This is a genomic window from Amycolatopsis sp. GM8 (assembly GCF_021653975.1).
GTDB lineage: Bacteria > Actinomycetota > Actinomycetes > Mycobacteriales > Pseudonocardiaceae > Amycolatopsis_E.
The window spans coordinates 1-26,160 of sequence record NZ_JAJKFK010000007.1 but is presented as its reverse complement, the minus strand read 5'-3'; the positions used below and the strand labels follow the sequence as shown (position 1 = coordinate 26,160).

Below are 26,160 nucleotides of genomic sequence, written 5' to 3'. Positions count from 1 at the left end.
TCGGCCCCGGCCTAATCTCTCCGCGTGACGACGTCCCAGATCTCGACCTTGGCCGGCCGGGGGCTGTCGCACGCGATCAAGCTCAAGCACTGGGTCGGTCGGGGTAAACCCGTTACGGCCAAAGGGGTTCTGAAGCCCTCGCAGCTGCCGGCCGCCGCGGCCGCGCTCGGCGTGCAGGTGCCCGCGAAGGTCCGCACCGCCGCGGACGTGCCGCCGATCCACTGGCCGTGGGTCGCCGCGGAGGCCGCCGGGCTGATCGAGGTCGGCACCGCGAAGGCGGTCGCGTGCGAAGTGGACGGTGACCCGGCGCAGCTGTGGCTGACCGGGCTGGACGCGGTGCTCGCCGCCGAGTCGCACGACCGGGACCGCCGCGGCGCGTGCACCCTCTGCCGGGCGGTGCTCACCGCCGCGGCCGACGAGACCCCGCTGGAATCCGTAGCCGACATCGTCGCCGAGTACGAGGACGCCGGGACCGCCTACAAATCCTTCCGGCAGACCGGGGAGTTGCCGGTCGCCGACGCGGTCACCCTGCTGACCATTTTCGGCGCGCTGGACAAGGAAAAGCAGCTGACCGCGCTCGGCCGCTGGGCACACGAGAAGTTCGAGGCCCGCGCGCCCGAGTCCGTCACGCCGGACCTGCCCGCGGCCGAAATGCTCGCCCGGCTCGCGCCCTTGCCGGAGGACGAGGCCTGGCGGCTCGCGCTGCGCTGGTTCGATGACCGCCGCCCGGTCTACGGCGCGGCGCAACTGCTGTACGCGGCGGAATACGCGGCACCGGTCGAGCGGGTCGCGGCCGTCGACGTGGTCGCCGGGTTCGGCGGGGAAGCGCTTCCCGCGTGGCGGAACTGCTTGCGGTACAAGAACTTGCGCGCGCACGCGATGGCCGCGCTGAAGAGCTGGGGCGAAGGGCGTGGCGTCGACGGCGCGCAACGCCGCTGGCTGATCACCGAGTACGCGCTGGCCGCGCGGGCCCGGCGTGGTCTTGAGGACGCGTTTCACTACGTCCGCGACAGCGGTGGGCTGGCCGTGCTCGAAGACAGTGATCATCCCGGCGCCCGCGCGCTGCACGGCGCGCTGACCACGGCGAACTTCCGGGTGCGCGTGCAGCAGCTGAAGATCGCGCGCGGCGAGGACTGGTGGCGGGTGCTGGTGCCGGCCGGGACCACGCTCGGCACGCTGCACCACGTCATCCGGATCGTCACCGGTCACCGGGGCGACGAGCTGCACGCGTTCGAAGTGGACGGTGCCCGCTACTCGGATCCCTTCTACGGCTTGGCTGATCACCGGGACGAGCACGAGTTGCGACTGTCCAAAGTGTTCCCGCGGCCCGGTAACGGGCTCACCTACGCCTACGACCTCGCGCAGCCGTGGGAGTACCGGGTGACGTGCGAGAAGATCGTCGACCCCGACCCCGGCGTGCGCTACCCGGCCTGCGTGTCAGTGCAGGACACGGAGGTGGACCGGCAGCTCGCCCGGCTCAGGATGCCGCAGCCGTGGGCCTCGTGAGCCGGCCTAGCACGAACTCCCCAAGGCCGTTCACGTCGGTATCCACCGCGACCTGAACGGCGCCCTGGGCGGTCGCGCCCTCACCTTCGCCGCGCATGCCGGGCAGCCGGCGGTCGACGAGGGTGGCGCCGCGCCCAGGCCCGAACGTCGTGTCGACCTCGATCGGGTACGACTCGGTGCGCAGGATGCCGGGGCTGATCGCTTCGGCCACCGCGACCGCGTCGTGCAGCACGATCCCGTCCCAGCCGAGCGCGCGCCGGTAGGAGGCGAGGTAGTCCGGGGTGAGCGCTTCGAGCGCGGCGCCGATCGGGCCGGTCGAGGCGAGCTTTCCCAGCCACGCGGTGTCGACGGCGCACCGGTAGGTCAGGTCGAGGGGCACCATCACGCACGGCACGTCCTCTTCGACGAGCACCCGCCGGGCCGCCTCCGGGTCGCTCCAGATGTTGAACTCCGCCGCGGCCGTGCTGTTGCCGCGGTCGACCCCGCCGCCCATCAGCACGATCCGGTCGATCTTCGGCTTGACGTGCGGGTGCGCGGCGAGCAGCAGGGCGATGTTGGTCATCGGCCCGATCGGCGTGATCGTCACGGGCTCGTCCGCCGCTTCCAGCAAGGAAACCAGCAACCCGACCGCGCCGCCGGGCTCGAGTTCGCGCTCCGGCTCGGGCAGCGCGGCGGACCGGCCGGAGAGCCCGTCCATGCCGTGCACGTGTCCGGCGCGGGCGATCTGCGGATGCACCAGCGGGCGGTGCGCACCGGCCGCGACCGGGACGTCGGCGCGGCCGCACAACTGCAGCACGCGCAGGGCGTTGCGCGTGGTGTTCTCCAACGGGACGTTGCCGAAGACCGTTGTCACGCCGAGCAGGTCGACGTCCTCGCTCAGCGCGGCGAGCGAGATCGCGAACGCGTCGTCCACGCCCGGGTCCGTGTCGATGATGAGTTTCCTCGGCATACTGTCAACCTATGACATCCATGTGGGGATCGCCCGTGCTTTCCCGGCTGGGGGCTTGGCGGCGGGCGAAGCGGGACCCTCGGCAGGCGCGGTTCCTGACCGCCGAGTCGCTGCGCTGGGTGCTGCGCAACCGCGCCTACACGCCGTGGTACCTCGTGCGGTACTGGCGGTTGCTGAAGTTCCGGCTCGCCAACCCACACATCATCCTGCGGGGCATGGTGTTCCTCGGCAAGGACGTCGAGATCCACTGCCGTCCCGGATACGGGCGCCTGGAGATCGGCCGCTGGGTGCACATCGGTGACGGCAACGCGATCCGCTGCCACGAGGGTTCGCTGCGGATCGGGGACAAGGCCGTGTTCGGGCGGCAGAACGTGATCAACTGCTACCTCGACATCGAACTCGGCGCGGCCACGCTCGTCGCGGACTGGGTGTACATCTGCGATTTCGACCACGTGACCAGCGATATCCACCTGCCGATCAAGGACCAGGGCATCGTCAAGTCGCCCGTGCGGATCGGGCCGGACACGTGGATCGGCACGAAGGTCTCGGTGCTGCGCGGCACGCGCGTCGGCCGGGGCGTCGTGCTGGGGGCACACGCGGTGGTGCGCGGCGACATCCCGGACTACGCGATCGCGGTCGGCTCGCCGGCGCGCGTGGTGCGGGACCGTCGCGCGGACTACGAGGCCGACACCGCGCGGCGCGAAGCGATCAAGGACATGGCCCGCAAGGCGGACAACGCGCTGCGGCAGACCCTGGGCGAGGGCTAGCCGGTGACCGAGACAGTGGCCCGGATCTACCGGCGGTTCGGCGAGATCGAGACGGGCGGGCGGTCCCCGGTCTACACCGACATCTCGATGCGGGTGGCCGACGATCGGGAGGTGCTCGCGTTTCTCGCCGCGCTGCCACCGGTGAAGTGGCAGCCGAACATCCTGTACGGCGCCGTGCAGTACCTGTGCGGGCCGATCCGGGACTGGCCGTCGTTCCGCGCCTCGTTCGCCGACCGCACCGGCGAGATCCGTGACGTGATGCTGGCGCGGGCGACGCAGACCAACGAGCCGGCGCGGTGCGCGACCTTGTTGCCCGCGCTCGCTTCGCTGCCACAACCGTTGGCACTGCTGGAAGTCGGGGCCTCGGCGGGATTGTGCCTGCAGCCGGACCGGTACGGGTACGACTACGGCCGGGTGCGGATCCCCGGTGAGCTGATGCTGCCGTGCACAGCCAACGACGCCACGCCGTTGCCGTCCCGGGTGCCGGACGTGGTGTGGCGTGCCGGGCTCGACCTGAACCCGCTCGACGTGCGGGACCCGGATGACTGCGCGTGGCTGGAGGCGCTGATCTGGCCGGGGGAGGAGGAGCGGATCCCGCGGCTGCGTGGCGCGCTGGAGATCGCCCGCCGCGACCCGCCGCCGGTGCACCGCGGTGACCTGCGCGCCGATTTCCTTGCCCTGGCAGCGGAAGCGCCCCGCGACGCGACACTGGTGGTGTTCCACACGGCGGTCATGATGTACGTGCGCGAAGCCGCGGACCGGGAGGCGTTCGCCGCCGCGGTCGCGGAGTCGGGCGCGGTCTGGCTGTCGAACGAGTCGCCGCGCGTGACCCCCGGCATCTCCCGAGAGCACGACGCGGTGATCGCCCGCGACGGCTGCGTCCTCGCGCGCGACCACCGCCCGATCGCCCTCACCGACCCGCACGGCACCTGGCTCGACTGGCTCTGACCCCCGCGAGTCCGACGCCCGATACGCCGAGTTCGACGTTCAGTACAGCGAGTTCGACACTCATGGGGCACCCCGGAGGACCCGCGCCGCACGAGTGTCGGACTCGCCGTCCCTGGTGTTGGACTCGCCGTCTCCGGTGTCGGACTCGTCGTCGCGAGCGTCGGACTCGCGGGCGGTCAGGTCTTGGGGACGGCCGGGTAAGGGACGAAGGTGCTGGTGTTCTCGTCGACCGTGAGCTGCTTGCCGATGGTGGGGAACGCGCGTTGCGGGCAGGCCGGGCGGTCGCACACCTTGCAGCCCATCCCGATCGGCGTCGCGGCCGCGCGATCGTCCAGGTCCAGGCCCGTCGAGTACACCAGCCGCCGCGCGTGCCGCAGCTCGCAGCCGAGGCCGACGCTGAACATCTTGCCCGGGCTGCCGTACCCGCCGATGTTGCGCGCGATCGTCCGGGCGATCCAGAAGTAGCTCTTGCCGTCCGGCAGCGTCGCGATCTGCGTGATGATCTTGCCCGGCGCGGTGAACGCCTCGTAGATGTTCCACAGTGGACACGCGCCGCCGACCCGTGAGAAGTGGAAACCCGCCGCGGACTGGCGTTTCGACATGTTCCCCGCGCGATCGACCCGCACGAACGAGAACGGCACCCCGCGCATCTTGGGTCGCTGCAACGTGGACAGCCGGTGGCACACCGTCTCGAACCCGACGCCGAAATGGTCGCACAGGCGCTCGATGTCGTACCGGTACTTCTCCGCCATGGACACGAACGGGCCGTACGGCAGGATCAGCGCGCCCGCGAAGTAGTTCGCCAGCCCGACCCGCCCGAGCGAGCGCGCCGCCGGGCCCGAGAACGCCCACGAGTCCGCCAGCTCGGTGATCAGGTCGTCGTACTCGAGCAGCGCGATCTGCGACGCCATCCGGAACGCCCGCTGCCCGACCCGCAGGCTCGGCGCCATGCGCAACACCCGCGCACCGGGCTCGTACCGGTGCTGCTGGCCGGCCGCCTCGTCCAAGCCCTCGCTCGTGACCCGGACCCCGTAGTGCCCAGCGAGCCTGTCCAGCAGCGCCTGGTGCACGCTGCCGCGGCGCAGGTCGATTTCGCCGGCCAGCTGCTCGGCGCGCTCGTCCAGCTCGGCGACGTAGTTCTCGCGCTCGTAGAAGAAGTCCCGGACCTCCTCGTGCGGCAGCGGCGCCGCGGCGCTGCCGTGCAGGCCCATGCCGTTCTCGGTGACCAGCGCGGCCGTGGTCTCGACCGCGTTGCGGTAGCTGCGGTGCAGCTTCACCAGCGCCTGCGCGACGGTCGGCAGGTTCGTCGCCAGGTCGTTCAGCTCGCTGGTGGTGGCCTCGATGCCGACGGCCTCGTCGAGCATCGCTTCGCGCACGTCCGCGACCAGGCGCGCGGTGTCGTTGTTGGCGAAGAACTCGGTGTCCACGCCGAACGCCTCGGTGATGCGCAGCAGCACCGGCACGGTCAGCGGGCGGGAGTTGTGCTCGATCTGGTTGAGGTAGCTGGGGCTGATATCCAGCAGCCGGGCGGCGTCGGCCTGGCTCATCGACCGGCTTTCCCGGAGATGACGGAGCTTCGCCCCGGCGAAGGTTTTGTCCATTCCACGCCTCTCGATCGGAGATCTTCCCGGCCTGACCGATCACGGAACCGGTTCAGTCACGAAGGTTTTCAGCAGCTGCGAAGCGGGAGTTCGCAACCTTCACAACATGCTACGGAAAATTCGCAGAAATTGGCAAATTGGAGCTGTGGCGTTGTTTTCCCAGGCCATGTCATGGTCAATGCCAGGACGCGACTCATCGCAAAGTTTGCAAAGGTGGAGACATCTCATGGCACAGAACTTCGAGCAGGCGGCAGCCGAGCTGACCGCGCAGTGGGAGACCGACGCCCGCTGGAACGGCGTGAAGCGCTCTTACAGCGCGGCCGACGTGATCAAGCTGCGGGGCAGCGTGGTCGAAGAGCACACGCTCGCCCGCCGTGGCGCCGAAAAGCTCTGGGAACTGCTCCACTCCGAGGACTACGTGCACGCGCTCGGCGCGCTGACCGGTAACCAGGCCGTGCAGCAGGTGCGCGCGGGCCTCAAGGCGATCTACCTGTCCGGCTGGCAGGTCGCGGCCGACGCCAACCTGGCCGGCCAGACCTACCCGGACCAGAGCCTCTACCCGGCCAACTCGGTGCCCGCCGTGGTCCGCCGCATCAACAACGCGCTGGGCCGCGCCGACCAGATCAACTACGCCGAGGGCAACTCGGACACCGACTGGTACGCCCCGATCGTCGCCGACGCCGAGGCGGGCTTCGGTGGCCCGCTCAACGCGTTCGAGCTGATGAAGGGCATGATCGCGGCCGGCGCCGCGGGCGTGCACTGGGAGGACCAGCTCGCGTCCGAGAAGAAGTGCGGTCACCTCGGCGGCAAGGTGCTCATCCCGACCAAGCAGCACGAGCGCACGCTGAACGCGGCCCGGCTCGCGGCCGACGTGCTGAACGTGCCGTCGATCGTCGTCGCCCGCACCGACGCGCAGGCCGCGACCCTGCTGACCAGCGACGTCGACGAGCGCGACCGCAAGTACCTCACCGGCGGCCGCACCTCCGAGGGCTTCTACGAGGTTCGCAACGGCATCGAGCCGTGCATCGACCGCGGCATCGCCTACGCCGACTACGCCGACCTGCTGTGGATGGAGACCTCCGAGCCCGACCTCGAGGTGGCCCGCAAGTACGCCGAGGCGATCAAGGCCGAGCACCCGGACCAGATGCTGGCCTACAACTGCTCGCCGTCGTTCAACTGGAAGAAGCACCTGGACGACGACACGATCGCGCGGTTCCAGCGGGAGCTGGGCGCGATGGGCTACAAGTTCCAGTTCATCACGCTGGCCGGTTTCCACGCGCTGAACTACTCGATGTTCGACCTGGCGCACGGCTACGCCCGCGAAGGCATGACGGCCTACGTCGACCTGCAAGAGCGCGAGTTCGCTTCGGAGGAGCGGGGTTACACCGCCACGAAGCACCAGCGCGAGGTCGGCACCGGCTGGTTCGACCTGGTGTCGACCGCGCTGAACCCGGAGAGCTCGACCACCGCGCTCAAGGGTTCGACCGAAGAAGCCCAGTTCTGAGTTTTCCCGGGGCCGGTGCCTTCGTTTCGGGGGAGGCACCGGCCCCCAGCTCCTAGGAGGAGTCGTCATGGCTAGCAGGTTCGCGTCCCGCATCGAGGTCGCCGGTCCCGGCGGGGACCGGTTCGACGAGATCCTCACCCCGGCCGCGGTGGACTTCATCGCCAAGCTGGACAACGCTTTCGCCGGCCGGCGCCGGGAACTGCTCGACGCGCGGCGGCAGCGGCGGGAGAAGCTCGCGTCGGGTGAGCGGCCGCTCGGTTTCCTGCCGGAGACCCGGTGGCTGCGCAACGACTCCTCGTGGCAGGTGGCGCCCGCGGCGCCCGGCCTGGAGGACCGGCGGGTCGAGATCACCGGCCCCACCGACCGGAAGATGACGGTCAACGCGCTGAACTCCGGCGCGAAGGTGTGGCTCGCGGACTTCGAGGACGCGACGTCGCCGACCTGGGCCAACATCATCGGCGGGCAGCTGAACCTGCGCGACGCGATCCGGCGCGGGATCGACTTTTCGGTGGGGGACAAGCACTACGCGATCGCCGACAGCCCCGCCACGATCGTCGCGCGGCCGCGTGGCTGGCACCTGGTGGAGAAGCACATCCGCATCGACGGCCGTCCGGTGTCGGCGAGCCTGGTGGACTTCGGGCTGTACTTCTTCCACAACGCGCGTCAGCTGATCGCGCGGGGGACCGGGCCGTACTTCTACCTGCCGAAGCTGGAGAGCCACCTCGAGGCGCGGCTGTGGAACGATGTTTTCCTGATGGCGCAACGGGAACTCGGTATCCCGCGGGGCACCGTCCGGGCCACCGTGCTGATCGAGACGATCACCGCGGCGTTCGAGATGGACGAGATCCTGTACGAGCTGCGGGAGCACGCGTCGGGCCTCAACGCCGGGCGCTGGGACTACATCTTCTCGATGATCAAGAACTTCGCCGAGCACGGTGCGGACTTCGTGCTGCCGGACCGGGCGCAGGTGACGATGACGGTGCCGTTCATGCGGGCCTACACCGAGCTGCTGGTGAGCACCTGCCACAAGCGCGGCGCCTACGCGATCGGCGGGATGGCGGCGTTCATCCCGAGCAAGGACCCCGAGGCGAACGCCATTGCCTTCGACAAGGTGCGGCAGGACAAGGAACGCGAGGCCGGTGACGGTTTCGATGGTTCCTGGGTCGCGCACCCGGGTCTCGTGCCGGTGTGCGACGAGGTGTTCACCGAGGTGCTCGGCGGCTGGCCCAACCAGCTCGGACGCTTGCGTGATGACGTCTCGGTCTCCGAGGACGACTTGCTCAACGTGGCGAGCGCCGGCGGTGAAGTCACCGAGAAGGGTGTTCGCTCCAACATCAACGTGGCGCTGCGCTACATCGACTCGTGGCTGCGCGGGACCGGTGCGGCGGCGATCTTCAACCTGATGGAAGACGCCGCGACGGCCGAGATCGTTCGTTGCCAGGTGTGGCAATGGATCCGCAACGGCACGAAACTCGACGACGGTACCGCGGTGACGCCGGAGCTGGTTTCGTCGTGGCTGGACGAGGAGATGGCCTCGGTGCGGGCGGATGTCGGTGCTGGTCGCCTGGACGATGCCCGGAAGATCTTCGTCGAAACGGCGCTGGGCGAGCGGTTGCCCGGGTTCCTGACGACCGGTGCGTATGCCCGGTATCTGACGGATCTCTGACTGGTCGTTTTCCCTCCTCCTGACAGGGAAAACGGCTCGCGCTGATCTCTGGCCGGACAGCGCGGTCACAGGCCCGGTGGGGTCCCCAACCTCCACCGGGCCTGTTTCGCACTGGCGAGGAGAACGCTGGTTCTCTATGCTCGGGATCATGAGCCGCCCACCATTCCCGCCGTTCGACGAGACCACCGCCGCGCAGAAGGTCCAGGCCGCGGAAGACGCCTGGAACACGCGTGACCCCGAGAAGGTCGCACTGGCCTACACCGAAGACTCGGTGTGGCGTAACCGCGACCAGCATGTCGTCGGGCGTGCCGCGATCGTGAAGTTCTTGACGGGCAAATGGAACCGCGAACTGGACTACGCGCTGCGCAAGGAACTCTGGGGCTTCCACGGGAACCGGATCGCGGTACGTTTCCAGTACGAATGCCACGACGCGTCGGGGCAGTGGTACCGCAGCTACGGCAACGAACTGTGGGAATTCAGCGACGACGGCCTGATGCGCCGGCGCGAGGCGAGTATTAATGATGTGAGGATTGGGGAGGGCGAGCGGCGTATTTTTGGGCCGAGGTCGGTGGAGGAGCGGGGGAAGGCGCTGCCGGTCTTTTAGGGGGGCGGAACGCCCAGGGGGCGAGTTGGGTGGTCATCCCGTCGCCTGTCACAGGAACGATCACTTTTCGTCAGGGCCGCAACCTTCCTGCCCGGCTTGCGCCTGACTGACCAATGCTTGCGGCTCTGAGGAAAAGTGATATTCGAAAACCGCAGGCGACGGGATGACCACCCAACTCAACCACCCACTCAAGGTGAGATCCCTTGGGGTCAGTCATCCTGGAGCCTGCCCGTCCGGCGAGGACATCTTTTTCTCTTTTCCCCTCGCGCGAAGCGCGAGGGTTCCGGCGCTTCGCGCCGGGGTCTGGGGTAGCGGCCCACCCCGATCGCCTGATCGTCTAACGGTTGGCACGCCGCGTCAAGGGCGCCTTCGGCGTCGCTATCGCGATGACCGCTGGCGCGGTCACCCTTGACACGACGTGCCAACCGCTAGGGCGGCTTTCTATCGGGGTTGGGGGAGGTGTGGGTGGGCTGGGTTGGTGGTTGCGTGCCGTTGCCAGGTTCCGGCTGCCAGGTTCCGGCTCCGGCGTGTTTGCCCGCTGCGCGGGCGTGTTGGCTTGCCGCGCGCGTGAGTTTGCGGGCTGCGCGAGCGTGTTTGCTTGCTGCGTCGGCGTGTTTGCCGGTGGCGCTGGCGTGTTTGCCCGTGGCGTCGGTGAGTTTGCCGGTGGCGCGGGTGAGTTTGCCCGCTGCGCGAGCGAGTGGCCCGCTGCGAGGCTTCCTTACGGGGCGAAGGCGTTGCCCGTCGGGATTTTGGGGCGGCCGAGGTGTTCTTGTTCGGCGACGCGGGCTTTTCGGTACACGGCCACGGTGGCTTCGGCGATGCGGGCCCAGTCGAAGTCTTCGGCCAGGCGGGCGCGGGCGGTGCGGGCTCGGCGTTTGGCGGACTTCCGGTCCCGCAGGACGGAGTCGACCGCACGACGGATCGCGGCGCTGTCACCCGGTTCGAAAGCGAGGCCGGTGATGCCGTCGACAACCACCTCGCCCAGTCCACCCGCCGTCGACGCAACGAGCGGGGCTTCGGCGGCAGCGGCTTCCAATGCGACAATGCCGAACGGCTCATATCTGCTGGGCAATACAACGGCATCGGCCGCACATAATGCGGTCCGAAGCTCCCGGTCCGGAAGGTGCCCAGCAAAGTGTACGGCCCGCCGGACCCGCAGTTTCCGCGCCTGGGCGACCAATTCTTCCTGATGCCGACCCCGGCCGGCGACGACGAGACGCGTGCCGGGGTGGTCACGGCGAATTGAGGGTAGCGCGGCCAGCAGGTCTTGAACGCCTTTTTCCCATTCTAGCCGCCCAAAAAACAATAACAGCGGCTCCCCATCGGGCGCGAACTCCGACCGGGCACGGGCGATTTCGCTGGAGGGGACACGCCAGCCGCGCTCCTCGATGCCGTTGTGGATCACGGTGATCTCATCGGCCTGGACCTCGAACAAACCTGCGACCTCGGTACGCATCGCCTGGGAACAGGTGATCAGCTCATCCGCGCGGTTGGCCAGCCACCACTCCGCCGAGTGGACCTGCTGGTTCAGCGGGTACGACAACCACCCCGAATGCCGGCCGGCCTCGGTCGCGTGGATGGTCCCGACCAGTGGCTTGCCCGCGGCCTCGGCGAGCGCGATCGCCGGATGCGCCACGAGCCAGTCGTGTGCGTGCACAACATCCGGCTGCCAGGTGCGCAGCAGCTCAAGACCCCGCCGCACCATGGCGTGGCCCATCGCGAGCGTCCACGCGATCAGATCTTGCTCGAACGTGACGTGCATCGGGTCCTCGGCCACCCGGATCACCCGCACCCCGTCGACGATCCGGTCGGTCGTCGGGTGCGTCTGCGCGTCGGTACCCGCCACATGCCGGCACAGCACGACGACCTCATGCCCGTCGCGTGCCAGGTACCGCGCGAGCGCGTGCACATGACGTGCGAGACCGCCGACGACGACCGGCGGGTACTCCCAGGACAACATCAGCACGCGCATGGACCGAGGTTACTCACTAGTCAACTTAGGTCCGAAAGACACTCACATCAGGCGTGCGTCCAAATGCCCGAACACGCGGTCTTCCAGCGGTAACACGGTCTCACCGCGCACGAGCGCATCGAACCGGTCCGTGTGCACCCGCGCCCGGCGGCGGGCATAGTCGGCCGCCGAGTCCTTGGTGACCATGAACGCCCAGTCGCTCGACAGCGCCAGCATCGCCTCGTTGACCGCGAGATCCAGCCTGGCATCGGGGAACGGGCCCGGCCGCACGGCCAGCAGGCGACGCTGCAGCGCGGCGTTGTCCTCGACCATGTCCGCGACCTGCGCACCGTCCCACACCCGCCAGTCCTTGCCCGAGCCCCACGACGAAGCCGGCAGGTCGACCGGCGCACCCAGGTGACCGGCGTCCAGCGCGCCCCGCAGCGTGGTGACCCGCACCCCGGCTTCCGGCAGCGCGCGCAGGATTCCCTCGAGCCACGCCGGGCCCTCGTGCCACCAGTGCCCGAACAGTTCGGTGTCATAGGCGGCGACGACCAGCGCCTCCCGCCCGTGCCGCGCGCGCAGGCGGCGCAGCCGGGTCACCACCGTGTCCACGAAATCCTTGACGTGCACCCGCAAAGTGTCCGCGGCCAGCGCCGGATCGTAGGGCGCCTTGTCCTGCGGAGCGACATGATGGCCGGTGACCCGCGACGGCTTCACGCCGACTTCGTGCGCCCAGGTGTGGAAATCGCGGTAGTTCACGTGCCCGGGATAGCCGGCCTTCGGCGACCACACCCGGTACGTGACCTCCAGGTCCCGCCCGAAGCAGACGACGTCCGACGAGCCGACCGGGCGCGCGGCCGACGTGTCACCGCGCAGCGACGGGCCGTCCACCAGGAACCGCTCGACCCCGGCCGCCGCGTAGCCGTCCTCCATCCCGGGCGCGTAACCACACTCGGGCGCCCAGATGCCCTCCGGGCGGTGGCCGGTCCGCAGCGCGGTGTCGTCCAGACCGGAGCGCAGCGCGAACGAGCGGATCCGCTCGTCCAGCAGCGGCTGGAACGGGTGCGTCAGCGGCCCACCGATCAGCTCGACCGTCCAACTGTCCACAAGAGACCGCAGGACCGGCGAGAACCCGTGCCGCCACTGGGTTTCCAGCGTCTCGGTCGCCTTCAGCGCGGCTCGATGCTCGGCGGCGCCCAGATCCCGCAACAGCGGGTCGTCGCGCCACAACGTGCTCGCCTGCAGCGCGCGCAGCTGCCAGTGGCCGAGCCACTCGTGGAACGCGCGCAGGCTGTACGGGTCGTCCAGCTGCGCGGCGAGCACGGGCGTGACGCCGAGCGTGAGCACATCGCGCCGGCCCTCGCCGGCGAAGCGGCGCAACAGGTCGACGACCGGCAGGTACGAATGCGCCCAGGCCTGGTACAGCCATTCCTCGCCGACCGGCCAGGAGCCGTGGTGCGGCAGCCACGGCAGATGACTGTGCAGGACAAGGCAGAACGTGCCCTCGGCACTCACGGTCGCACCGCCACCGCGATCAGGTCGAGAGACTGCTCCAGGTCGTCCCCGGCGATCTCGAAGTCGCTCGCGCGGATCGCGGCGATGTCGGCGAGCAGCTCGGCGGGCCACTCGGCCTGCCCGGGCAGTTGCCCCAGCACGACGTCCAGCTGGGCGTCGATGATCGAGCCGCCGTAGCGTTCGTCGAGCGCCCGCACGCCCGGGCCGTGCCGCAAGCCGTGCAGGAGCTCGACTTCGAACCCGGCGCCGCGCAGCAGTTCGTCCATTTCGGACGGTTCCAGCTCGCGGGTGTGGTACGGGTTGAGCGGGGTGTCGCTGTCGGGGGTGAACGTCAGCCGGTTCGGCGTGGTCACGATGAGCCGCCCGCCGGGCCGCAGCACGCGACGGCATTCGGCGAGGAAACCGCCCTGGTCCCAGAGATGTTCGATGACCTGGAAGTTCGCCACGACGTCCACAGTGGACGATCCGAGCGGCAGGAAGGCGAGATTTCCCCGGACTGTCCCCAGCTGTGGATAACGCCGAGCGACATGCCGCACGGTCGGTTCGTCGTAGTCCAGCGCCAGTACCCGGGCCGCGCGCTCCGCGATGAGCGCGGCGCCGTAACCCTCCCCGCACCCGGCTTCCAGCACGATCGCGCCCGCGCAGTACGGCAGCAGCGCGAGATAGGCGGCCTCATGCCGGCGGAACCAGTAGTTCTCCTCCGGGATGCCCGGCACGGTGCGTTCCCCGGTGAGGTGCAGCGCCTCGGTGCGTGCGGATGAGGTCGTCACCCGCCCGACCCTAGCGGGTGAAGCTCACGGCCATTTCCGCAAGACGACCGACCACGACGAGTCGTCGACGTGGAAGTCCGGCACCGGGCTGCCCGCCCGCGCCATGGCCGCGCGGATGCGCCAGATCCCGCGCCCGAACCGGTTCACGTACCCCAGCGCCTTCATCGCCCTGGCCAGCCCGGGGTTCCGGTAGTCGCTGACCCGGTCGAAGTTGTCCGCCCGAACCTGGCCGTACGGGCCGCCCGGGTTGGTCACCTCGATCCGGTCGTCGAACCACGCGATGCGCACCGGCGCGTTCGACCGCTCGTAGTCGCGATGCATGAGCGCGTTCATGCACGTCTCGCGCAGTGCCTCCAGCGGGTAGTCCGGCAGCGTCTCTTCGCGGAAAAGGCCCTCGCCCTCGGTGAGCTTCGTGCGCAGGTTCGCGCTCAGCAGCGCGCTCAGCCGGGTCGCGGTGCCCACCAGGTTTCCGCGCAGCTCGTGCTGGTCACCGACCGGCGAGCCCAGGTCCAGCCCCTGATACCGGACGAACTGCACGTACGCGCCCGCCACGTGCGCGCTCGGATCCTTGCCGACCGCGAGCACACCGAGGTTCGTCGGCGCGCCGCCCGGCGTCGTCAGGCGCAGCCACGCCAGGTCCGCCTCGACGGGCCGCTGGTTGCCCTCCAGCGACTCGCTCGCGACGAACGACGGGAGGTACGTCGTACGGAAAAGCCGCAGGTCGAGGTCGTTTTCATCGGCGGTCTGCGCAGGCCGCGCGTCGAACGGCGCCGCGGCGAAGCGCCTGATCTCGGCGATCAGTCGTTGCTCGTCGCCGATCGGCTCACGCGTTGTAGTCGTCACCCCAGCGCTCCCTTGCCTCGGACGGCTGGGGGTGACCCTATCGGGTGACGGCTAGTGAACGTTACAGGTCCGGTCGAATGAGTGGACTACTGCGAACGGCGGCGCTTGGCCAGCTGCTGCCGCACCTTCTCCACGGCGTCTTGTGCCTGCTGGCGGCGCCGGGGATCGTTCGCGAACTCTTTCGCCTGCGCGATCGCGCGGCGGCCCTGCGGGGTGTTGGCGAGGCGGACGATCCTGGTGAACAGCGAGGCCACTGCATTCCTCCCGTATGTCGGTTTCGCTGCCCGTCCAACGAGCGGCGAAACCGCGGGGTTCCCGAGGTCAGACGGGGGAAATGGTGATGCTCATGGCGCCCGGGCCCACGTGCGAGCCGACGACGACGCTGGACTCGACGATCGACAGGTCGCGCATGTTGCGCACCCGCTGCCGCAGTTGCCCGACGACGGACAGCTCACGGTTCGTCGGCCGGAAGCACGAAACCGCCACCTCGCTCGGATGCGAGTTGGCCCGCTGCGCGGCGATCTCCACCAGCTTGTTCATCGCCCGCCTCGCGCCCGGCACCTTCGACAGTGGCGCGACCTCACCGCTTTTGACCGTCAGCAGCGGCTTGATCGACAGCGCGGTGCCGAGCATCGCCTGCGCCGCGCCGATCCGGCCGCCGCGGCGCAGGTACTCGAGGGTGTCCACGTAGATCAGCTCGGAGGTGCTGGCGAACCGTCGTTCGGCCGCCTCGATCACGCGGTTGACGTGGGCGCCCGCGGCGGCGGCCCGCGCGGCCGACAGCACGGCGAAGCCCAGGCTCATCCCGACGGTGCCGCTGTCGAGCGTGTACACGGGGATCCGGATCTGCTCGGCGGCCTGCCGGGCGGCCTGCACGGTCGCGGACATCCGCCCGGAGATGTGGATGCTGACGATCGCGCTCGCGCCCTCGCTCACGGCGTCCTGGTAGTTCCAGAAGAACGCGCCCGGATCGGGTGGCGCGGTCGCGACATGCCGGTTCGCCCGGAGCGACTCGACGAGCTCATCCCGGTCGAACCGGCCTTCGTCGTCGATCCGCTCGTCGACCTGCAGCTGGAGCTGGATGACCTTGATGCCCCACTGCTTGATCAGCTGGTCGGACAGCGATGCGGTCGAGTCGGTAACTACCGCCACGTGAGTTGCCACGGTGTGTGAGGTTAGCCCGAAAGGTCTACGCCGTGTAGCCCGAGCGCTCAGAGGTGCACTTGGAGTAGCACGATAGTATCCGGAACTATTGGGACGATCGTCCTGGTAGATTGTCATTCCAGGTGAATGCCGTCACCTCGGCGCGCCACGAAAGGGAAAGCTCCCTACTGTACTGGCAAGTAGCGCTCAACTCGGGAGGTCGAAGGGGACCCATGACGAAGATTGTTGTCCTGGTCAAGCAGGTACCGGACACCTATTCGGAGCGGAAGCTCGCCGATGCGGACCACACGCTTGACCGCGAATCAGCGGACGCGGTGCTCGACGAGATCAACGAGAAGGCCGTCGAAGAGGCCCTCAAGATCAAGGAGGCCGGCGAAGGCGAGGTCACGGTGATCTCGGTCGGACCCGACCGCGCCACCGACGCCATCCGCAAGGCGCTGTCCATGGGTGCCGACAAGGCCGTCCACGTCTCCGACGAGGCGCTGCACGGTTCCGACGTGATCGCCACCGCGAAGGTGCTCGCCGCCGCCATCGGCAAGGTCGAGGGCTACGACCTCGTCATCGCCGGCAACGAGGCCTCCGACGGCCGCGCCGGGGCGGTGCCCGCGATCCTGGCCGAGCTGCTGGGGCTGCCGCAGCTGACCCACGTGCGCCAGCTGACCGTCGAGGGCGGCAGCGTCAAGGCCGACCGCGAGACCGAGGACGGGCTGACCCACCTCGAGGCGAGCCTGCCGGCGCTGGTGAGCGTGAGCGAGAAGATCAACGAGCCGCGCTACCCGTCCTTCAAGGGCATCATGGCCGCCAAGAAGAAGCCGGTGGACAAGTTCACCATCGCCGATCTGGGCATCGACGCGGGCGAGGTCGGGCTGGGCAACGCGTGGTCGCAGGTGACCGAGGCGGCCCCGAAGCCGCCGCGCACCGCGGGCCAGCGTGTCGATGACGAGGGTGACGGCGGTTCGAAGATCGCCGAGTACCTCGTCGGCCAGAAGCTCATCTGAGAGGGACGGACAAATGGCTGAAGTTCTGGTTCTCGTCGACCATCTCAATGGCGAGCTGAAGAAACTGACGTTCGAGCTGCTGACCGCCGCGCGCGAGCTGGGCGAGCCGTCCGCCGTCGTGGTGGGCGCGCCCGGCACCGCCGGCAAGTTCAAGGAGCAGCTGGCGGGCTACGGCGCCGCGAAGGTCTACGTCGCGGAGTCCGAGGACGCCGACAAGTACCTGGTGACCCCGAAGGTGGACGTGCTGGCCCAGCTGGCCGGGCAGGTCTCGCCGGCGGCGATCGTGGCGGCGGCGACCGCCGAGGGCAAGGAGGTCACCGGCCGGCTCGCGGTGCGCCTCGGCGGCGCGCTGCTGTACGACGTCGTCGCGGTGAACTCCGACGGCTCCGTCGAGCAGTCGATCTTCGGTGGCGCGTACACGGTGCAGGCCAAGGCCGGGCACGGCGTGCCGGTCATCACCGTGCGCCCCGGTGCCGTCGAGGCGTCGGAGGCGCAGGGCGCGGCGGCCGAGGAGACCGTCGAGGTGCCGGCCGTCGACGCGGCGAAGGCCGCGAAGATCACCGGCGTCGAGCCGGTCGCCGGTGGCGACCGTCCCGAGCTGACCGAGGCGTCGATCGTGGTCTCCGGTGGCCGCGGCGTCGGTTCGGCCGAGAAGTTCGAGGTGGTGGAGAAGCTCGCCGACTCGCTCGGCGCGGCTGTCGGTGCCTCGCGTGCCGCGGTCGACTCGGGCTACTACCCGGCGCAGTTCCAGGTCGGCCAGACCGGTAAGACGGTGTCGCCGCAGCTGTACGTCGCGCTCGGCATCTCCGGCGCGATTCAGCACCGGGCCGGGATGCAGACCTCGAAGACGATCGTCGCGGTCAACAAGGACCCCGAGGCGCCGATCTTCGAGATCGCCGACTTCGGTGTGGTGGGCGATCTGTTCAACGTCGCGCCGCAGCTCACGGACGAGGTAGCCAAGCGCAAGGGCTGAGTTCTCACCCGATCGAAGGGCCCTTCCGGCTTGTCCGGGAGGGCCCTTCGTTTACCTGAGAGAAGCCTGAGAACCCGGTATTCACATAAAGTGCACGGAGTGGACATCCCCGGGGGGTCCTCGTCTTTTCCCACCCGCAGGTACACCTGGGGTATGACGCGGTCACAGCTACTCGTCAGCAGCGACGCGCAGTCCGATGGTGGTCCCCACTACTCGCTGCTCGTCGCCTCCGAGTCCGATGAAGTCGTTGCCGCGCAACGGCTTCGCCATGCCGTCTTCGCAGGTGAGATGGGTGCCGAGCTCCACTCGGAACAGCCCGGACTCGATGTGGACAGATTCGACGCGTTCTGCGACCACCTGGTCGTGCGGGAGGACAACAGCGGCGAGATCGTCGGCACCTACCGGATGCTGCCGCCGGATCGCGCGGCTGCGGCCGGCCAGCTGTATTCCGACACCGAATTCGACCTGACGAATCTCGCCGGGCTGCGGCCCTCGCTCGTCGAGACCGGCCGTTCGTGCGTGCACCCCGACCACCGGACCGGTGCCGTGGTGAGCCTGGTCTGGGCCGGCATCGGCCGGTACATGCTGCTCGCCGGGCACCGCTACCTCGCCGGCTGCGCGTCGGTCGCGCTCGCCGACGGCGGCAGCTTCGCCGCCGGGGTGTGGGACACCATCAAGGCCAAGCACTACGCGCCCGACGAGCAGCGGGTCACGCCGCTGAACCCTTGGGACAGCTCGGAAATCGCCCGGCCGTCGCGGGCCCTGCTGCCGCCGCTGATCAAGGGCTACACGCGGCTGGGCGCGAAGGTGTGCGGCCCGCCCGCGCACGACCCGGACTTCGGGGTCGCGGACTTCTTCACCCTGCTCGACCTGCACAACGTCGACGAGCGCTACCTCAAGTTCTTCCTCGGGACCGGGGAATGAGCCACGCCTGGATGCCGGCGTCGCCGTGCGGTGACGCCTGCTTGACTCCCGGCGCCCCGACGGTCCCGTTCCCGCAGCGCGTGCTGCGGATCGGCTCGGCGGTCGGCGTAGTGCTGTCCGCGGTGGTCGCCAGCCCGCTGCTGGCGTTCAGCGGCCTGCGGGAACCGTTGGCGCGCCTGATCTTCTCCTCGGTGCTGCGGGCGTTCGGCGTCCGGCTGGTGGTGCACGGCGGCAAGGACTTCCGGCGCTCCGAGCCCGGGCGCGGGGCGCTCGTCGTGAACAACCACATCTCGTGGCTGGACATCGTCGCGATCAACGCGATCCGGCCGATGCTCGCGCTGGCCAAGCAGGAGATCGCGGACTGGCCGGTGCTCGGTGGCCTGGTCGCGCGCGGTGGCAGCATCTTCCTCGACCGGGAGCGGCTTTCCACGTTGCCCGCCACGATGACGAAGCTGGCCGACGCCCTGCGCGGCGGTTCGCTGGTGAGCGTCACGCCGGAGGGGACGACCTGGTGCGGGCTCGCGTCCGGGCGGTTCACCTCCGCGACGTTCCAGGCGGCGATCGACGGTGGGGTGCCGGTGCGGCCGCTCGCCCTGCGCTACCGCCTCGCCGACGGGCGGGAGACGACGCAGCCGGCGTTCATCGGCCCGGAGTCGCTGATCGACTCGCTCCTGCGGGTCGCCCGGTTGCGCGGGCTGGTGCTGGAAGTGTTCGTGTGCGAGGAGATCGCGCCCGGCCGCGCCACCGACCGCCGGGAACTCGCCCAGCTGGCCGAGTCCGCCGTCCACTCCGCACTCGGCCACGCCCAGCTGCCACGGCAGCGCCGGGACTCCGCCGGCCCGGCCCCGGCCCACGCCGAACTCGCGGGCCTCTAGCCGCCCCGACCGCACAACTCGCCGTCCCCAGCGCACAACTCGGCGTCCTGACCGTCCGACTCGCGCGGGCCCCCGCGAGTCCGACACTCAGGACGGCGAGTCCGACGCTCACGACAGTGAGTTCGACGTTGGTGGCAAGGAAATGCGCTTGACCTCCACCGTGGTGGAGGTTGCAGGGTGAAGGTGTGATCGTCGCCGAGCGGGGACGCGGGGTGCTGTGGACGCCCGCGCATCGCACCATCACCGTTGCCAGTCTTTTGGTCGTGACCCTCATCGCGTTCGAGAGCATGGGTGTCGCCACCGCGATGCCGACGCTCGTCGCCGCACTCGACGGTCAGGCGCTGTATTCCTGGCCCTTCACCGCGTTCCTCATCGCGAGCGTGATCGCGACCGTCCTGTCCGGCAGGTGGTGCGACCGCCGCGGCCCGTCGCTGGCGCTCATCGCCGGGCCCGCGATCTTCCTCGCCGGCCTGGTCCTCTGCGGGAACGCGCAGAACATGGCGATGCTGCTGGGCGGCCGCGTGCTGCAGGGCCTCGGCGCGGGCACCGTGCTCGTCGCCGTGTCGCTGCTGATCGCACTGGTCTACACCGATCGCGAGCGCCCGGTGATGTACGCCGCGAACGCGGCCGCCTGGATCCTGCCGGCGGTGATCGGCCCGTCGATCGCGGGCCTGATCACCCAGCAGTTCGGCTGGCGCTGGGTTTTCCTCGGTCTCGTACCGCTCGCGCTGCTGGGGCTCGTCCTGCTGATCCCGATCTCCCGCCGCCTCGGCCCGCCGGAACCCGCGGAGCGGCAACGGGGCGCGAGCACCGCGGCCGCCTTCTCCGCCGCGCTCGGCGTCGCCGCGCTCACCTGGGCGGCGCAGCACCCGTCACCGCTCGCGATCGCTTACGGCGCAGGCGGTTTCGTCGCTCTCTGTTTCGCTTTGCGCAAGCTCCTGCCACCCGGAACGGTGACCGCGCGGCTCGGCCTGCCGACGGTGGTCGCGTCACGTGCCCTCCTGGGCGGCGCCTACACGGGCATGGAGGCGTACCTGCCGTTGACGATGGCGCAGGTGCACGGCTACTCGCCGGCGCTGGCCGGGCTGCCGCTGACGGTGGCCGCGCTCGGCTGGTCGGCCGCGTCCGCGGTGCAGGGGCGCAACCCGGACTGGTCCCGCGAAGCCTCGTTACGGATCGGGTTCGTGCTCGTCGCCGTTTCGCTCGTGCTGCTGGGGTTCGTTTCGCAGCCGTGGTTCCCGGGCTGGGTCGCGTTCGTGGCCGGCGTGATCGGCGGCGCCGGGATGGGCACCGGCTACCCGGCGATCACCGTGCTGCTGTTCCGGTTCTCGCCGGTCGCCGAACGCGGGTTCAACACGTCCGCGATGCAGCTGGGGGAGTGGGTCGGTTCGGCGCTCACGGTGGGTCTCGGCGGTGTGCTGCTCGGGTTGCTGGCCTCCGCGGCGCACCCGTCGAATGCCGTTGTGGCACTGGCCACAGTGCTGACCGGGATCGCACTGCTCGGCATTTTCATCACCCGGCGGTGGCCCACCCGCGAGTGAATTGGACAGACTACTCTGGGGAGGCGATGACCTATCTCGACCATGCGGCAACCACTCCGATGTTGCCCGAAGCCATTGCGGCGATGAGCGAAGCGCTGTCCACCGTGGGCAATGCTTCCTCGCTGCATTCCTCGGGCCGGCGGGCGCGGCGGATGGTCGAGGAGGCGCGTGAGGCGATCGCCGAGGCGATGGGCGCCCGGCCGTCCGAGGTGATCTTCACCGGCGGCGGCACGGAAAGCGACAATCTGGCCGTAAAGGGCATCTACTGGGCACGCCGGCACGCCGATCCGGCCCGTAAGCGGGTCATCGCGAGCGTCGTCGAGCATCACGCCGTGCTGGACGCCGTGCAGTGGCTGGAGGACGAGGCCGGCGCCGAGGTGACCTGGCTGGAGGTGGACGCGCACGGCCGGGTGCTGCCGGAGACGCTGCGCAAGGCCGTCGAGCAGGACCCGTCGGACGTCGCGCTGGTCACCGTCATGTGGGCGAACAACGAGGTCGGCACCATCAACCCGATGGCCGAGCTGGCCGGGATCTGCGCCGAGCACGAGATCCCACTGCACACCGACGCGGTGCAGGCGGTGGGCGGCGTGCCGATCGACTTCGCCGCGAGTGGCACCAGCGCGCTGACCCTGACCGGCCACAAGCTCGGCGGGCCGTACGGCGTCGCGGCGCTGCTGCTGGCGCGTGACACCGAATGCATGCCGCTGCTGCACGGCGGCGGGCAGGAACGCGACGTCCGGTCCGGCACCCTCGACGTGCCCGCGATCCACGCGTTTGCCACGGCCGTGCGGATCAGTGTCGGCGAGCAGCGCGCGCGGGCCGCGGAGATCGCGGGGCTGCGGGACGAGCTGATCGACGCGATCCGCCGCGAGGTGCCGGACGCGGTGCTCAACGGGCCGCCGCCCGGCGAGGACCGGCTGCCCGGCAACGCGCACTTCACGTTCTCCGGCTGCGCGGGCGACAGCCTGCTGATGTTGTTGGATGCCAAGGGAATCGAGTGCTCGACCGGGTCGGCGTGCACCGCCGGGGTCGCGCAGCCGAGCCACGTTCTGCTGGCCATGGGCGCGGATCCGACGGACGCGCGCTGTTCGCTGCGGTTCTCGCTCGGGCACACCACGACGCGCGAAGACGTGGCGGCCGTGGCGCGGGAGATCGGCGCGGTCGTCGCGCGGGCGCGCCAGGCCGGGCTGACCGGAATGCGGAAGGGGGCGTGATGCGGGTACTGGCCGCGATGAGCGGGGGAGTGGACTCGGCCGTCGCCGCCGCGCGTGCGGTGGACGCGGGACATGACGTGGTGGGCGTGCACCTGGCCCTGTCCGCGAAACCTGGCACGCTGCGCACCGGTTCGCGGGGCTGCTGCACGATCGAGGACTCGCACGACGCGCGCCGCGCCGCCGACATCCTCGGGATTCCCTTCTATGTCTGGGATTTCGCCGAGCGGTTCACCGAAGAGGTGATCGAGAGCTTCGTCGGCGAGTACGCCGCGGGCCGGACCCCGAACCCGTGCGTGACCTGCAACGAGAAGATCAAGTTCGAGGCGCTGCTGGACAAGGCGATCGCGCTGGGCTTCGACGCGGTCGCCACCGGGCACTACGCGCGTCTGTCGCATGTGGACGGTGTGCCGGAGCTGCGGCGCAGCGCCGACAACGGCAAGGACCAGTCGTACGTGCTCGCGTCGCTGACGCCCGAGCAGCTGCGGCATTCGATGTTCCCGCTGGGCGACTCGCACAAGACCGATGTGCGGGCCGAGGCGGAGCGCCGCCGGCTCGCCGTCGCGCACAAGCCCGACAGCCACGACATCTGCTTCATCCCGGACGGGGACACGAAGAAGTTCCTGGAGCGCCGCCTCGGCGAGCGCCCGGGCGACCTGGTCGACGCCGAGACCGGCGCCGTGCTCGGGCGGCACACGGGCGTGCACGGCTTCACCATCGGCCAGCGCAAGGGCCTCGGCGTCGAGCACCCCGCCGCGGACGGCAAGCCGCGGTACGTGCTGTCGCTGGAACCCGTGTCCGGCACGGTGACGGTCGGTTCGGCGGACCGGCTGGCGGTGCGCGAGATCGAGGCCGACCGCCCCATCTGGCCCGGTGAGCGTCCGCTCGACGGGCCGACCGAGTGCGTGATCCAGGTGCGGGCCCACGGCGGGACGGCCGAAGCGGTCGCGGAGGTCGTGCACGGCGAAGTGCGGATCCAGCTGCGGGAGCCGCTGCAGGGTGTCGCGCCCGGCCAGGTCGTCGTGCTCTACCGGCCCGACGCGCGGGGCGATCTGGTGCTGGGCAGCGCGAAGATCGCCCGCACCGCGGCCTGAGTCATCGCGGCCAGGGGTGCTCGGCCGGGACCGGCCACGCTGGATGGCGCTCGAGCCAGCGAGGACCGGCGGTCAGTACCGCCCAGGTGACCTTGCCGCCGTGCCTGTCCGGCAAGCAGCCCCACGCCTTCGCGAGGTCGGCGACGATCTGCAGGCCGTAGCCGTGTGGGCGGCCGCCGTGGCCTTGCCGCAGCACGGGATGCGCCGGGTTGCCGTCGCGCACGGCGATCGCGAGTGTGCCGCGGTGTAGTTCCAGGCGGAGCTCCAGATCGGTCCGGGCGTGCTCAATGGCGTTCTCGACCAGTTCTGAAGCGAGGCACAGCGCGTCCGCGGTCCACGCCTCGAGCTGCCACGCCTGGCAGGTTTCCCGGACGAAGTCGCGGGCCGACGCCGAGACCATCAGCACGGGCGGGTAGACCGCCAGCCGGCGGCGGCGTGGCGAACCGCCTTTCGCCGCGCCGATCGCCTGGGCGATACCGGCGTGCACGGGGACGAATCTGGCGATCGCGCTGTGGGCGAGCATGGTGCGGCGGTCGTTGTCGGTGGTGACCAGGAAGATCGGGACGTCGGGCCATTCATTGACCCGCATCCAGACCGAGGAGAAGACGCCGAGGAACGATTCGTGCCCGACGTCGAGGCGGCTCAGCACCGCGATGATGGCGCGGGGTTCTTCGAGCGCCAGCGTGAGCAGTGAGTCGCGGACGGCTCCGTAGGTGAGCGAGTCGAGGGTCCCGTCGAGGTACACGACCAGACATCCGTCGAGTTCCTCATGTGTGATCTCGACGCGGCCGGCTTCCTTCGTCATGAATGGCGCCCTCCCACGCGGGCTGGGACTAAATAGGAGGGTACCCGCATCGTGGCGTCGCTAAGCGAAACATTTCAGAGCAAGAGCTTGAATCCCAGGTGACTCTGTTCGAAGCCGAGGCGATGATAGAACCGGTGTGCGTCGACGCGGGAGACGTCCGTGGTCAGCTGTATGAGCGCGCAGCCGCGTTCGCGTGCTTCGTCCACAGCCCACCGCATGAGCTGGGCGCCCAGCCCGCCGCCGCGACGATCGGCACGAACCCGCACGCCCTCGACGAGCGCGCGGGTCGCGCCCTGGCGGGAAAGTCCGGGAATGAAAGTGAGTTGCAGTGTCCCGACGATCTCGCCGTCGTCCTCGGCGATCGCGAGAAACTGGTTCGGATCCGCGTCGATGGCTTCGAATGCCTGGTGGTAGGACTCGAGATCGTCGAGGGTTTCGCGGTGCCGGCCCAGGTGGTCGTCGGCCAGCATGGCCACGATCGGCTCGACATCTTTTCCGGTGGCACGTCTAATGTGGATCACGTACCCGAGTATGGCATCGGCGCCTGGAGGGGTTTGCCATGATTCGTTCCAGCACCGTCGCGGACGTCCTCCGGCGCAGCGCGGCGCGGGTTCCCGGGCGAACGGCGTTGCGTTTCGCGGACCGGCAATGGACTTATGCGGAGCTTGATGATGCTGTGAGCCGTGCTGCCATGTATTTGCTGGACTTGGGGCTGACCAAGGGTGATCGCGTCGCGGCTTACGGTAAGAACTCGGATGCTTATCTGATCGGTTTTCTGGCGTGTGCCCGGGCGGGGCTGGTGCATGTGCCGGTCAACTACAACCTGGTCGGGGACGAGTTACGGTATCTGCTGGACCAGTCGGGGAGTGCCGTCATGCTGGCGGATCCCGCGCTGGCGGACAGGATTCCGGGCGGGCGCGTGATTCCTTTGCGGGACCACGAAGATTCGTTGCTGGTGCACGCGATGTCCGGTGCGGTGCCGTCCGTCGAGGTGGAGATCGCCGACACGGATCGCTCGCGAACCATTCTGATTTCGCACCACTTCCCGCGCTGCGCAAGGCTTACTACGGTGCTTCGATCATGCCGGGCCCGGTGCTCGCCCGCTTGCGTTCCGCGATGCCGGACCTGGGTTTCTACAATTGTTTCGGACAATCGGAAATCGCCCCGCTCGCGACGATTCTCGGCCCGGCCGATCATGACCAGCGGCCGGACTCCGCCGGAAAGCCGGTCTTGTTCGTGGAGTTGCGAGTCGTGGACAGTGAGGATAATGATGTCCCACCGGGCGAGTTGGGTGAGGTGATCTACCGCTCGCCGCAATTGTGCCTAGGCTACTGGGACAAACCGGAAGAGACGGCGGACGCGTTCCGTGGCGGTTGGTTCCACTCCGGCGACCTCGTCCGTCAGGACGATGAGGGCTACATCTTCGTCGTGGACCGAATCAAAGACGTGATCAACACCGGCGGCGTCCTGGTAGCTTCGCGCGAGGTCGAGGACGCCCTGTACACCCACCCGGCAGTAGCCGAAGTGGCGGTGATCGGCGTCCCAGACGAGAAATGGATCGAAGCCATCACGGCAGTGGTCGTGTCCAAAAAGGACGTAACCGCCGAAGAGCTGATCGCCCACGCCCGAACCACCCTATCCCCCTTCAAAGTGCCGAAGGCAATCCGCTTCACCAACGAACTACCAAGAAACGCCTCAGGAAAAATCCTGAAACGAAACCTGCGCTAACAACGCAGCCCAGCCGCCACCACCGCCCACTCCCTCCCCCACCCCGATCCCAAGCCGCCCTTGCGGGAAGACGGGTTTGTCAAGGCACTCTTTTGATGTGCTCCGAAAATTTCGGACGCGGCTCAAACGGACTGTATCATGCTGCTTGGTGTTTGGTGAACCATTCGTCGAGCGCTTCGAGTGGTGGCCGGTATCCCAACGCTGAATGCAACCGGCGTGT

General features: G+C 69.3%; 23 protein-coding genes and 1 pseudogene. 14 read left to right on the top strand and 10 right to left on the bottom strand.

Going from position 1 to position 26,160, the window contains the following annotated elements:
• Nucleotides 1–24 precede the first annotated feature (24 nt).
• The gene (locus tag LOZ83_RS28845; protein ID WP_236794866.1) at nt 25–1,506 is read left to right on the top strand and encodes a plasmid pRiA4b ORF-3 family protein; all 1,482 of its coding nucleotides are present in this window, start codon (nt 25–27) and stop codon (nt 1,504–1,506) included.
• Here the strand turns inward: LOZ83_RS28845 and LOZ83_RS28840 are convergent.
• Nucleotides 1,478–2,455 carry a nucleoside hydrolase gene (locus LOZ83_RS28840; protein ID WP_236794865.1) on the bottom strand — a complete coding sequence of 326 codons (978 nt, stop codon included), beginning with the start codon at nt 2,453–2,455 and terminating at the stop codon, nt 1,478–1,480. The two genes, LOZ83_RS28845 and LOZ83_RS28840, sit on opposite strands and share 29 nt — an antisense overlap.
• A gap of 11 nt (nt 2,456–2,466) precedes the next feature.
• Between LOZ83_RS28840 and LOZ83_RS28835 the strand changes: the two genes are divergently transcribed.
• Together LOZ83_RS28835 and LOZ83_RS28830 are read left to right on the top strand one after the other, a co-directional pair.
• Nucleotides 2,467–3,222: an acyltransferase gene (locus tag LOZ83_RS28835; protein ID WP_236794864.1), complete on the top strand. Its 756-nt coding sequence runs from the start codon at nt 2,467–2,469 to the stop codon at nt 3,220–3,222.
• 3 nt (nt 3,223–3,225) lie between these two features.
• Nucleotides 3,226–4,170 (top strand): DUF2332 domain-containing protein, encoded by a 945-nt coding sequence (locus LOZ83_RS28830; RefSeq protein WP_236794863.1) that lies wholly within the window; start codon nt 3,226–3,228, stop codon nt 4,168–4,170.
• Nucleotides 4,171–4,346: 176 nt separating this feature from the next.
• Here the strand turns inward: LOZ83_RS28830 and LOZ83_RS28825 are convergent, their stop codons facing one another.
• Nucleotides 4,347–5,771, bottom strand: coding sequence for a short-chain fatty acyl-CoA regulator family protein (locus LOZ83_RS28825; RefSeq protein ID WP_236794862.1), 1,425 nt, complete (start codon nt 5,769–5,771; stop codon nt 4,347–4,349).
• 226 nt (nt 5,772–5,997) lie between these two features.
• Here LOZ83_RS28825 and aceA point away from each other — a divergent pair, with 226 nt between their 5' ends.
• The 3 genes from aceA (at nt 5,998) to LOZ83_RS28810 (ending at nt 9,545) form a co-directional block, all read left to right on the top strand.
• Nucleotides 5,998–7,275, top strand: a complete 1,278-nt coding sequence (aceA, locus tag LOZ83_RS28820; RefSeq protein ID WP_236794861.1) for an isocitrate lyase — start codon at nt 5,998–6,000, stop codon at nt 7,273–7,275.
• 67 nt (nt 7,276–7,342) lie between these two features.
• The gene (aceB, locus tag LOZ83_RS28815; protein ID WP_236794860.1) at nt 7,343–8,941 is read left to right on the top strand and encodes a malate synthase A; all 1,599 of its coding nucleotides are present in this window, start codon (nt 7,343–7,345) and stop codon (nt 8,939–8,941) included.
• 145 nt (nt 8,942–9,086) lie between these two features.
• On the top strand, nt 9,087–9,545 hold the full coding sequence (locus LOZ83_RS28810) for a nuclear transport factor 2 family protein (RefSeq protein ID WP_236795331.1): 459 nt from the start codon (nt 9,087–9,089) through the stop codon (nt 9,543–9,545).
• A gap of 718 nt (nt 9,546–10,263) precedes the next feature.
• On the opposite strand, the gene LOZ83_RS28805 is transcribed toward LOZ83_RS28810, so the two are convergent.
• From LOZ83_RS28805 to LOZ83_RS28780, 6 genes are all read right to left on the bottom strand, one after another.
• Nucleotides 10,264–11,517 (bottom strand): glycosyltransferase family 4 protein, encoded by a 1,254-nt coding sequence (locus LOZ83_RS28805; protein WP_236794859.1) that lies wholly within the window; start codon nt 11,515–11,517, stop codon nt 10,264–10,266.
• Nucleotides 11,518–11,559: 42 nt separating this feature from the next.
• Complete coding sequence (locus LOZ83_RS28800) at nt 11,560–13,014, bottom strand: 1,4-alpha-glucan branching protein domain-containing protein (RefSeq protein ID WP_236794858.1); 1,455 nt, start codon at nt 13,012–13,014, stop codon at nt 11,560–11,562.
• Nucleotides 13,011–13,784 (bottom strand): bifunctional 2-polyprenyl-6-hydroxyphenol methylase/3-demethylubiquinol 3-O-methyltransferase UbiG, encoded by a 774-nt coding sequence (locus LOZ83_RS28795; RefSeq protein WP_236794857.1) that lies wholly within the window; start codon nt 13,782–13,784, stop codon nt 13,011–13,013. The genes LOZ83_RS28800 and LOZ83_RS28795 overlap by 4 nt, the downstream gene beginning before the upstream one ends.
• A 24-nt stretch (nt 13,785–13,808) precedes the next feature.
• On the bottom strand, nt 13,809–14,627 hold the full coding sequence (locus tag LOZ83_RS28790; protein WP_236794856.1) for an ATP-binding protein: 819 nt from the start codon (nt 14,625–14,627) through the stop codon (nt 13,809–13,811).
• Nucleotides 14,628–14,713: 86 nt separating this feature from the next.
• Nucleotides 14,714–14,881: a hypothetical protein gene (locus LOZ83_RS28785; RefSeq protein WP_236794855.1), complete on the bottom strand. Its 168-nt coding sequence runs from the start codon at nt 14,879–14,881 to the stop codon at nt 14,714–14,716.
• Between the two features lie 67 nt (nt 14,882–14,948).
• Nucleotides 14,949–15,791 (bottom strand): DegV family protein, encoded by an 843-nt coding sequence (locus LOZ83_RS28780; protein ID WP_236794854.1) that lies wholly within the window; start codon nt 15,789–15,791, stop codon nt 14,949–14,951.
• A gap of 212 nt (nt 15,792–16,003) precedes the next feature.
• Between LOZ83_RS28780 and LOZ83_RS28775 the strand changes: the two genes are divergently transcribed.
• The 7 genes from LOZ83_RS28775 to mnmA all read left to right on the top strand — a co-directional run bounded on the left by LOZ83_RS28775 (nt 16,004) and on the right by mnmA (nt 23,407).
• Nucleotides 16,004–16,789, top strand: coding sequence for an electron transfer flavoprotein subunit beta/FixA family protein (locus tag LOZ83_RS28775; RefSeq protein WP_236794853.1), 786 nt, complete (start codon nt 16,004–16,006; stop codon nt 16,787–16,789).
• Between the two features lie 13 nt (nt 16,790–16,802).
• Complete coding sequence (locus tag LOZ83_RS28770; protein ID WP_236794852.1) at nt 16,803–17,762, top strand: electron transfer flavoprotein subunit alpha/FixB family protein; 960 nt, start codon at nt 16,803–16,805, stop codon at nt 17,760–17,762.
• A 153-nt stretch (nt 17,763–17,915) separates the two neighbouring features.
• A complete protein-coding gene (locus LOZ83_RS28765; protein ID WP_236794851.1) occupies nt 17,916–18,686 on the top strand; it encodes a GNAT family N-acetyltransferase in 771 nt (256 codons plus the stop codon).
• The gene (locus tag LOZ83_RS28760) at nt 18,683–19,561 is read left to right on the top strand and encodes a 1-acyl-sn-glycerol-3-phosphate acyltransferase (RefSeq protein WP_236794850.1); all 879 of its coding nucleotides are present in this window, start codon (nt 18,683–18,685) and stop codon (nt 19,559–19,561) included. Before LOZ83_RS28765 ends, LOZ83_RS28760 begins: the two co-directional genes overlap by 4 nt.
• 185 nt (nt 19,562–19,746) lie before the next feature.
• Complete coding sequence (locus tag LOZ83_RS28755; RefSeq protein ID WP_236794849.1) at nt 19,747–21,102, top strand: MFS transporter; 1,356 nt, start codon at nt 19,747–19,749, stop codon at nt 21,100–21,102.
• A 26-nt stretch (nt 21,103–21,128) separates the two neighbouring features.
• Nucleotides 21,129–22,316: a cysteine desulfurase family protein gene (locus LOZ83_RS28750; protein WP_236794848.1), complete on the top strand. Its 1,188-nt coding sequence runs from the start codon at nt 21,129–21,131 to the stop codon at nt 22,314–22,316.
• A complete protein-coding gene (gene mnmA, locus LOZ83_RS28745) occupies nt 22,316–23,407 on the top strand; it encodes a tRNA 2-thiouridine(34) synthase MnmA (protein WP_236794847.1) in 1,092 nt (363 codons plus the stop codon). Before LOZ83_RS28750 ends, mnmA begins: the two co-directional genes overlap by 1 nt.
• 1 nt (nt 23,408) lies before the next feature.
• On the opposite strand, the gene LOZ83_RS28740 is transcribed toward mnmA, so the two are convergent.
• Both LOZ83_RS28740 and LOZ83_RS28735 read right to left on the bottom strand, forming a co-directional pair.
• Nucleotides 23,409–24,212 carry an ATP-binding protein gene (locus LOZ83_RS28740; RefSeq protein ID WP_236794846.1) on the bottom strand — a complete coding sequence of 268 codons (804 nt, stop codon included), beginning with the start codon at nt 24,210–24,212 and terminating at the stop codon, nt 23,409–23,411.
• Nucleotides 24,213–24,286: 74 nt separating this feature from the next.
• Nucleotides 24,287–24,733 (bottom strand): N-acetyltransferase family protein, encoded by a 447-nt coding sequence (locus LOZ83_RS28735; RefSeq protein WP_374202732.1) that lies wholly within the window; start codon nt 24,731–24,733, stop codon nt 24,287–24,289.
• A 38-nt stretch (nt 24,734–24,771) separates the two neighbouring features.
• Here LOZ83_RS28735 and LOZ83_RS28730 point away from each other — a divergent pair.
• A pseudogene (locus LOZ83_RS28730) lies at nt 24,772–25,940 on the top strand (AMP-binding protein).
• The last annotated feature ends 220 nt before the right edge of the window (nt 25,941–26,160 follow it).